Source organism: Micromonospora maritima, from assembly GCF_902825405.1.
Classification (GTDB): domain Bacteria; phylum Actinomycetota; class Actinomycetes; order Mycobacteriales; family Micromonosporaceae; genus Micromonospora; species Micromonospora maritima.
The window spans coordinates 1-2,652 of the sequence record NZ_CADEAU010000642.1 but is presented as its reverse complement, the minus strand read 5'-3'; the positions used below and the strand labels follow the sequence as shown (position 1 = coordinate 2,652).

The following is a 2,652-nucleotide window of genomic DNA, read 5'->3' as shown; positions in this document are numbered from 1 at the left end:
CGTGAAGTCCTTCAACGACACCCAACCCGACTTCGGGGTGGCCAACGGACCGGTCGAACTCCAGCGGTAGCTCGACGGGAGGGTGCACGTGCCGGGCGGCGGCGGCGTGGTGGGGCCGCCTCCGCCGTCGACGCGGACGAGCTGCCACTGCTGGTTGCTGCCGTTCCAGTCGTCGTACTGCACGATGCTGCCGCCGTCGGCGGTCGAGGCGCCCTGCACCTCCACCACCTTGTTGCTGTTCCGGTTGATCAGCCGGACGTAGCCGCTGTCGGAGTCGGCCAGCCGGAACTGCTGGTTGACCCCGTTGGCGTCGGACCACTGCACGATGTTGCCGCCGTTGGCGGTGGAGAAGTTGTAGACGTCGAGCACCTTGCCGGACAGCCGCGACCGCAGGCGGTAGTAGCCGCCGCCCGAGTCCACGAACTGCCACTGCTGCTGGTTGCCGTTGTTGCGGGTCCACTGGACGATCCGCGCGCCGTCGTTCGTGGCCAGGTTGTAGACGTCGAGAGCCTTGCCACTGTTGCGGTTGACCAGGACGTACCACGCGCTGGTGTCGACCGTCGCCGCGGCGGCGGGGCTCGACACCACCGCCGCGGCGCCGACACCCACCAGCACCGCCGTCACGCCGGCGGCGACGACACGCGGCAGCCACCTGCGCCGTCGGGGCGGCACGGTCGATGGGGACCTATCGAGGGCGAACATGATCCTCCTCCGGTGAACAGAGCCGTGCGGCCCGCCCGGGCTGGGTGGGCCGGAACGCGAGTCGAGACCTGTTAGCGCTAACACCAACCACCACGCGAGGTGAGGCGCGTCCGACCCAGAGTGCGACGAAGCAGGGCCTGCCCGGTGAGCCACAGGCGTCGCCGTCCTATGACATCGACTGTGAGCGATAACACGCCGTTCGTCAAGACGTAACGTGGGCACGGTCCAGGTGAGAGGGACGCGAGCCGGACACGCACATGTTGCGATCAGGTGACCGATTTCTGTAAAAGTCTGGACTTTTGAATCATGCTTGATGCCCAAAAAGGGGCATAATATTGATCCCTCGCCGCACGCACGACGCCACCGCCGACACTCGCCGCACTCAGTCTTATGAGGACCGTGTCGCACCGGTGGGTTGATGGTGATCAACCTATGGACGCACTACGGTAGGCCGTCGCTTCATGTGCCCGCACGGCGCGCACACGAATACCTAAGGAAGACTCATGACAACCGCACCCGTGCCCCAGGATGAGCCCCCGGTGTCGCTGGGCAGGGTTCGCGCGGAGCCGCTGGACCGGCTCTCCGCCGCGGACATCTCCCCGATCGTGCGCCGGGTGATGGCGGCTCACCTCGATCGGTCCAGGATCCCGGCCGCGAAGTTCTCGTCGTTCATCTGATCCGACGATGTCCCCCGGGCCGGCCCCCAGGGCGCTGACCGAGTTCGTGCTGAAGGTCCACTCCAGATGCGATCTGGCGTGCGACCACTGCTACGTCTACGAACACGCCGACCAGAGCTGGCGCCGCCGCCCGGCGCGGATGACGCCCGAGGTGCTCGGGGCCGCCGCCGACCGGATCGCCGAGCACGCCGCCGCGCACGACCTGCCCCGCGTCTCGGTCATCCTGCACGGCGGAGAGCCGCTGCTGCTGGGCCCCGAGCGGATGCGCCGGCTCCTCGCCGACCTCCGGGCCGCCGTCGCCCCGGTCACCGAACTCCGGCTCGGCATGCAGACAAACGGCGTGCTGCTCTCCGAACGGTTCTGCGACCTGCTCGCCGAGTACGACGTCGCGGTAGGTGTCTCGCTCGACGGCGACCGCGCCGCCAACGACAGGCACCGGCGGTTCCGCAACGGCACCAGCAGTCACGACCGGGTGCTGCGGGCCCTGGCCCTCCTCCGTCGCCCGGCCTACCGGCGGCTCTGGTCCGGGCTGCTGTGCACCGTCGACGTCCGCAACGACCCGCTCGCCGTCTACGAGGCGCTGCTCGCCGAGGGACCGCCCCGGATCGACTTCCTGCTCCCGCACGCCACCTGGGACAGTCCGCCCCCGCGGCCGGGAGCCGGCGGCGCCGCGTACGCCGGATGGCTGCGCGCCGTCTACGACCGGTGGCGGGCGGACGGACGCCCGGTGCCGGTCCGTCTCTTCGACTCGCTCCGGTCCACGGCCGGCGGCGGCCCCAGCGGCACCGAGTGGCTCGGCCTCGACCCGGTCGACCTGGCCGTGATCGAGACAGACGGCGAGTGGGAGCAGGCCGACTCGCTCAAGACCACGTACGACGGCGCGCCGGCCACCGGCATGACCGTCTTCACCCACTCGGCCGACGACGTCGCCGCGAGCCCGGAACTGGCCCGCCGCCGCGCCGGCCGCGCCGGGCTCAGTGACGAGTGCCGGCGTTGCCCGGTGGTCGACCAGTGCGGTGGCGGCCTCTTCGCCCACCGCTACGGCGACGGGCACTTCGACCACCCCAGCGTCTACTGCGTCGATCTGAAAGAGCTGATCGTGCACGTGAACGAGAATCCGGTGGCGTCCGCGCCCGCCCCGTTGGCGGCCGACCCGACCGACGACCTGATCGACCGCCTCGCGGCCTCGACCGGGGACCGGTCCGCCGTGCGCCGGCTGGTGGAGGCGCAGACCGCCATCGTCCGCGCGCTGCTCGGCGCGGTGGCCGGCGGC

General features: G+C 70.5%; 3 protein-coding genes. 2 read left to right on the top strand and 1 reads right to left on the bottom strand.

Annotated elements, in window-relative coordinates; translation table 11 throughout:
• Nucleotides 1-702, bottom strand: a 702-nt coding sequence (locus HUW36_RS30430; RefSeq protein WP_174531237.1) for a non-reducing end alpha-L-arabinofuranosidase family hydrolase, incomplete at its 3' end; no start/stop codon positions are given.
• 503 nt (nt 703-1,205) lie between these two features.
• Between HUW36_RS30430 and HUW36_RS30425 the strand changes: the two genes are divergently transcribed.
• Both HUW36_RS30425 and HUW36_RS30420 read left to right on the top strand, forming a co-directional pair.
• A complete protein-coding gene (locus tag HUW36_RS30425) occupies nt 1,206-1,379 on the top strand; it encodes a hypothetical protein (protein ID WP_174531236.1) in 174 nt (57 codons plus the stop codon).
• A 7-nt stretch (nt 1,380-1,386) separates the two neighbouring features.
• A partial coding sequence (locus HUW36_RS30420; RefSeq protein ID WP_174531235.1) for an FxsB family cyclophane-forming radical SAM/SPASM peptide maturase occupies nt 1,387-2,652 on the top strand: 1,266 nt, incomplete at its 3' end.

Coding starts and splice junctions, on each gene's coding strand:
- HUW36_RS30425 (WP_174531236.1), top strand. CDS start 1,206: ATGACAACCGCACCCGTGCCCCAGGATGAGCCCCCGGTGTCGCTGGGC.